This is a genomic window from Herbaspirillum sp. UBA812 (genome assembly GCF_002296545.1).
Classification (GTDB): Bacteria; Pseudomonadota; Gammaproteobacteria; order Burkholderiales; family Burkholderiaceae_D; genus Herbaspirillum; species Herbaspirillum huttiense.
Map to the genome: position 1 here is coordinate 1 of NZ_DBIC01000050.1, position 6,341 is coordinate 6,341.

Annotated in this window: 3 protein-coding genes and 1 pseudogene; all 4 read left to right on the plus strand. The window is 64.7% G+C overall.

Annotated features, from left to right (window positions below; all coding sequences use genetic code 11):
• The first annotated feature begins 318 nt into the window (after positions 1 to 318).
• On the plus strand, positions 319 to 1,944 hold the full coding sequence (locus B3873_RS02950) for a glucan biosynthesis protein G (protein ID WP_039784479.1): 1,626 nt from the start codon (positions 319 to 321) through the stop codon (positions 1,942 to 1,944).
• Positions 1,917 to 4,583: a glucans biosynthesis glucosyltransferase MdoH gene (gene mdoH / locus B3873_RS02955; protein WP_286863942.1), complete on the plus strand. Its 2,667-nt coding sequence runs from the start codon at positions 1,917 to 1,919 to the stop codon at positions 4,581 to 4,583. The genes B3873_RS02950 and mdoH overlap by 28 nt, the downstream gene beginning before the upstream one ends.
• Before the next feature lie 114 nt (positions 4,584 to 4,697).
• Complete coding sequence (locus B3873_RS02960; RefSeq protein ID WP_286863943.1) at positions 4,698 to 5,909, plus strand: efflux RND transporter periplasmic adaptor subunit; 1,212 nt, start codon at positions 4,698 to 4,700, stop codon at positions 5,907 to 5,909.
• Between the two features lie 89 nt (positions 5,910 to 5,998).
• Positions 5,999 to 6,341 (plus strand): annotated as a pseudogene (locus tag B3873_RS02965) (transporter); the annotation flags it as partial.

Genomic DNA, 6,341 nt, shown 5'->3' on the forward strand with positions numbered 1-6,341 from the left:
CTGCAGCCCGGCGCACGGCCGGATGCAAGGGCGACAGAAGCATAATGTTACAGCAGCCATGCTGCGGCACGGAACTTTATGCGCCGCCACCTGCCCTTATACGTGAACCGGCTGGCCGCTTGCGCGCGCCGGGGCCGGGTTTGCAGGCGAATGAAGTTTCATTCAGGAAATACTGCCCCTCAGGGCGATTCCCTCTGCAAGCATGCCATCTTCATATGAACTAGCGAACAATCCCCGCCACATTTGGGTAAACTAGCGCCTGCTTTCCGGTGCGGCGCTGCTTCCAGTGTCTGCCGGGGCAATCAACCAGAAAATTGCATGTCAGACAAAACAATAATGCTGCTTCACACCACCTCCTGGCCGCGCGAGGGACTCGTTTCCCGGCGCAGTGCCGCACGATCGACCTGGTGGCGTCGCCTTGCCGCTCCGGCGACCCTGGCGGGTCTGCTGGCGCTGGCCTTGCCACAAGCTGCCCTGGCCTTTGATTTCAATACGGTGGCCGCCCGCGCCAAGGCGCTGGCCGGCAAGTCGTACAAGAAGCCCGCCGATGACCTGCCCAAGTCGCTCAAGGACCTGAGCTACGAGCAGGCCAGCCAGATCTACTTCCGCGATGACAAGTCGTACTGGCGCGCCCAGAAGCTGCCTTTCGAACTTTCCTTCATCCATCTGGGCGCGAGCTATACCGAGCCGGTCAAGATCAATGAAGTGGTCGGCGATGCCGTGCGCGAGATCCATTTCAATCCGGCGCTCTTCGATTACAGCGCCAACCGCAGCGTCGATCCGCGCACCCTGCGCAACATCGGCTTTGCCGGGTTCCGCATCCGCTTCCCGCTCAACTCGGCCAAGGTCAAGGATGACGTGCTGACATTCCACGGTGCCAGCTACTTCCGCGCCATGGGCAAGGGACAGAGCTATGGCCTCTCCGCGCGCGGGCTGGCCATCGATACCGCACTCTATTCGGGCGAGGAATTCCCGCGCTTCACCGAATTCTGGCTGGAGCGTCCCTCGGGCGATGCCAAGGAGCTGGTGATCTATGCGCTGCTGGATTCGCCGCGCGCCACCGGTGCCTATCGCTTCGTCCTCAAGCCCGGCGTAGATACCGCCATGGACGTCAAGGCCCAGCTCTACCTGCGCAGCAATGTCACCAAGCTGGGCATTGCCCCGCTGACCAGCATGTTCCTCTTCGGCGAGAACCAGCCGGGTCCGGCCGACGACTTCCGTCCGGAAGTGCATGATTCGGATGGCCTGTCGATGCAGTCGGGCACGGGTGAATGGCTGTGGCGTCCGCTGGTGAACCCCAAGCGCCTGCTGGTGACCTCGTTCTCCTTCGACAATCCGCAGGGCTTTGGCCTGATGCAGCGCGACCGCAGCTTCTCGCACTACGAAGACCTGGACTACAACTACCAGTCGCGCCCCAGCGCCTGGGTCGAGCCCAAGGGCAAGTGGGGTTCGGGCCGCGTGGAGCTGGTGCAGATTCCCACGCCCGACGAGACCAACGACAACATCGTGGCCTACTGGATTCCCAACACGCTGCCCAAGCCGGGCCAGCCGCTGAACGTGGAATACCGCCTGTCCTGGCAGAAGGACAACGAGAAGCGTCCGCCGCTGGCCTTCGTCACGCAGACCCTGTTCGGCCACGGCTACCGTCCCAAGCAGGAAGGCAAGCAGGATGAGGTGCAGCAGCTGGCCATCGACTTCGACGGCGGCAACCTCAAGAAGCTGCCCGCCAATGCGCGCGTGGAAGGCGTGGTCGAGGCCGATGCCAATGGCAAGCTGGCCAGCGTCACCACCCGCAAGAATGAAATGACCGGCGGCTGGCGCGTGGAAGTCAAGCTGCGCCGCCTGGAAGAAAACAAGCCCGTCGAGCTGCGCGGTTTCCTGCGCAATGCCAACGGCGGCACAACCTTGTCTGAAACGTGGAGCTACATATTACCCCCCAACTAAGGCAGACTTCGGCAGCCTCGCAGACGCTGGAGGATTACCTCGCGCGTCTGCCGCTGTCGCCTGAGCAACGCCAGGACCTGGCTGCGCGCGCGGGTGCAATCGGCTCCGGCGATCCGGTGGCCGACCTGCACCGCGTGCTGGCCGAGGCCTCCGGGCGCGACGCCAGCCTGGTACCGGCCGCAGCGCAAGCTTCGGTCGATGCGCGCCTGCGTCTCATGTATCCCGCCGCGCAACCGGCGGCCGTTCCCGCTGCGCAAGCAGCACAGGCAGTGCAGGGTGCGCCCGTTCCTCCCATCGGTGAAGAGCGCGGCCAGCCGCGCATTCCGGTCGGCCCGCCGATGCATCGCAAATCGATGGTGCCGCGTCCGTGGGGCGAACTCAATCCTTTCTCGCGCTGGGTGGAAGAGGAAAACCGCCGCCTGGAACGCCGTCCCAGCCGCTGGCGCCGCGCCCGCAAGGGCCGCGCCAAGGTGGCTGAAGCCGCGCCGCCGGTGGATGACGAACCGCGCTACATCGAGGATCACCTGGACCAGTCCGAGGCCCCCGATCCCAAGGGGCACTGGCAGCATACGGGCAACATCCGCCGTATTACGCTGCTGGTGTTGATGGTGCTGCAGACCTCGATGGCCACCTATTTCATGAGCGACGTGCTGCCGTATCACGGCACCAAGCCGCTGGAGATGGTGGTGCTGTTCCTGTTCGGACTGCTGTTCCTCTGGGTCTCGGCCGGTTTCTGGACGGCCATGACCGGCTTCCTGCTCCTCATGCGCGGTGATGACAAGTACCTCATTTCGCACGAGAAGGCCGGCCATACCGAGATTGCACCGGAGGCCCGCACGGCCATCGTCATGCCCATCTGCAACGAAGATGTGGCACGCGTCTTCGCCGGCCTGCGCGCGACTTACGAGTCGCTGGAACGCACTGGGCAGATCCAGCACTTCGATTTCTTCATCCTGAGCGACAGCGGCGAAGCCGACATCTGCGCTGCCGAAACTGCTGCATGGGACCGCCTTTGCCGCGAGACCGGCGGCTTCGGACGCATCTTCTATCGTCACCGCCGTCGCCGCGTCAAACGCAAGAGCGGCAACCTGGACGACTTCTGCCGCCGCTGGGGGGCCGATTACCGCTACATGGTGGTGCTCGACGCCGACAGCGTCATGACCGGCGAATGCCTCACCAAGCTGACCCGCCTGATGGAAGCCCATCCGGGCGCGGGCATCATCCAGACCGCACCGCGCGCAGCCGGACGCGATACGCTGTATGCGCGCATACAGCAGTTCTCGACCCGCGTGTATGGGCCGCTGTTTACCGCGGGTCTGCATTACTGGCAGCTGGGCGAGTCGCACTTCTGGGGCCACAACGCCATCATCCGCCTGCAGCCCTTCATGAAGTACTGCGCGCTGGCGCCGCTGCCGGGCAAGGGCAACCTGTCCGGCCCGATCATGTCGCACGACTTCGTGGAAGCGTCGCTGATGCGTCGCGCCGGCTGGTCGGTGTGGATCGCCTATGACCTGGACGGCAGCTACGAAGAAATGCCGCCCAACCTGCTCGATGAACTCAGCCGGGATCGCCGCTGGTGCCAGGGCAACCTGATGAACTTCCGCCTGTTCCTGGCGCGTGGCATGCACGCGGTGCATCGCGCGGTGTTCGTCACCGGTGTGATGGCTTACGTGTCGGCACCGCTGTGGGGGCTGTTCCTGATCCTCTCCACGGTGCTGCTGGCGGCGCATACGCTGATCGATCCGCAGTATTTCACGGCACCGCGCCAGCTCTTCCCGATCTGGCCGGAATGGCATCCGGAGAAGGCACTGGCGCTGGTCTCGGCCACCGCCACCATCCTGTTCCTGCCCAAGATCCTGGCCGTGCTGCTGTTTGCGGTGAAGGGCGCACGCGGTTTCGGCGGTGCGCTGGCGCTGTTCGTGAGCATGGTGATCGAGCTGCTGTTCTCGATGGCGCTGGCCCCGGTGCGCATGCTGTTCCACACCCGCTTCGTGCTGGGGGCCTTCCTCGGCTGGAATGCCGGCTGGAAGTCGCCGCCGCGTGCCGACAATGAAACCGGCTGGGGCGAGGCGGTACGCCGCCATGGCTGGCATTCGGTGCTGGGCGTGGCCTGGGGGGCGCTGGTGTACTGGCTCAATCCGTCCTTCATTTATTGGCTCATTCCGATTGCCGGTTCGCTGGCGGTGTCGGTGCCGGTGTCGGTGCTGTCGTCACGCGTGACCTATGGCCGTGGCTTCCGCCGTGCGGGTCTGTTCAAGATCCCTGAAGAGACCACGCCACCGTTCGAGCTGCGCGAAACAGTGCGCCATCATGAAGAGACCCCGCCGCTGCCGGGCTTCGTCGACGCCGTGGTCGATCCGTCCTTCAATGCGCTGGTGTGTGCCACCGCGCATGCGCACCCGCACGTGCCGCAACTGACGCAGCATCTGCGCGAGAAGCTGGTGCGCACCGCGCTCAAGGATGGGCCGGACGCGCTGAACGACAAGCAGAAGAACAGCATCCTGGAAGAACCGGGCCTGCTGTCGCAACTGCACCAGGCGGTCTGGAGCGGTGCTGCCGAGGTCCATCCGGACTGGCATGCCGCGCGCCAGCAAGCGGCACCTGCCGCCGCCATCGCATCACCGGCACTGGCCGCCTGAGGGGGCGGACCACGACCGGAACAGGGGACGGCCGAAGACATTCGGCCGTCATCTTTTGCAGGGATCATCACGCATTGTTGACCCTGACTTGATTTAATGCTTGCCGCCTGTGACATGACCGAGCCGCACGACCAACTTCCGCACGTAGTCCCGACCACCCATGCGCCTGCCCGGCAGAAAGCCTGGTGGAGCGTCGTCGCGCTGGTGCTGGTGCTGGGGGGAGGCTATGCGCTCTATGCGCGGCAGTCGCCGCCGGCTGCTCCGCCCAAGCCGATTCCGGTGAAGCTGGAAACGGTGGCCGTCGAACGTGCCGACCTGGAGCAGGTCGTCAACGCCACCGGCAATGTGGTGGCCCAGGATTATGTGGACGTCGGCTCCAAGGTCGCCGGCCAGATCTCGGATGTGGAAGTGGTGATCGGCGAGGCGGTCAAGGCCGGACGCCTGCTGGCCACCGTCGCGCCGGCCGTGCAGAACAGCCGCATCGAAAGCAACCGCGCCACGCTGGCGCGCCTGAAGGCCGAGCTGGCCGGGCAGAATGCGCAGCTGGACTTTGCGCAACTGCAGTTCCAGCGCCAGACCCAGTTGAAGGCCGAGAACGCCACCCGCGAAGAATCCTACGAATCCAGCCGCATGAACATGTATGCGGCGGCCTCCCGCGTGGATGCCACCAACGCCCAGATCCAGCAGACCGAAGCGGCCATTCGTGAAGATGAGGCCGTGCAGAAGCAGACCCGCATCGAGGCCCCGGTCAGCGGCACCATCGTCACCCTCAATGCGCGCCCCGGCCAGATGGTCAGCGCCAATCAGGAAGTGCTGATGCGCATCGCCGATCTCTCTCGCATGACGGTGCAGGTGCCGGTATCGGAAGAGGACGTGACGCGCCTGCAAAAGGGCATGACCGCGTATTTCACTACCCCCGGCTATCCCGGCAAGCGCTGGAGCGGCAAGCTGCGCCAGATCATGCTGCTGCCCACCGATGACTCCGGCCGCCAGGGCAAGAAGGCGTATTACACCGTGCTCTTCGATGTGGCCAATCCCAGCCGCGAACTGATGAGCGGCATGAGTGCCGACGTGTATTTCGTGCTGGCGCGGGCGGAACACGTGCCGGCCATTCCGCGTTCGCTGGTGACAAAGCCCGGCATGGATGGCACCCAGACCGTCAAGGTGGTGCTGGCCGATGGCACGCTGGAAACGCGCAAGATCAAGATCGGCATTCGCGATGGCGAACGTGCTCAGGTGCTGTCCGGTCTGAAGGAGGGCGAGCAGGTACTGCTGCCGGCCAATCCGCCGGCACCGGCGGGCGATGGCAACGGCGCCGCCAAGTAATCGCGGGACGGGCGCGAGGCTTGCTGTAAAGTAACGGCTTCGCCGGGTGACCCGGTCCTCTCTGTTTTCATCTGTCGATGTTCAAGCCCATGACACTGCGTAATACACCGCTGCTGACGTCTTCTCCATGGCCCCGCATGACGCGGGTGGCGATGGCGGCCGCGCTGGTGCTGGCCATCGGCGGCTGCGTCACGCGTGAAGTGCAGCCCGATCCCATCCTCGAAATGCAGGTGCCCGACAAATGGGGCGGCGGTGCCTCTGCCGACGTGGCGCATGCCGAGCAGTTGTGGCCCGATACCGATTGGTGGAAACAGTTTGGCAGCGGCGAGTTGTCTTCGCTGGTGCAGGAAGGCCAGCGCAACAATTACGAAATCGCCGCCGCCTTCTCGCGCATCAAGCAGGCCGAGGCGCAAGCCCGCATCGCCGGTGCAC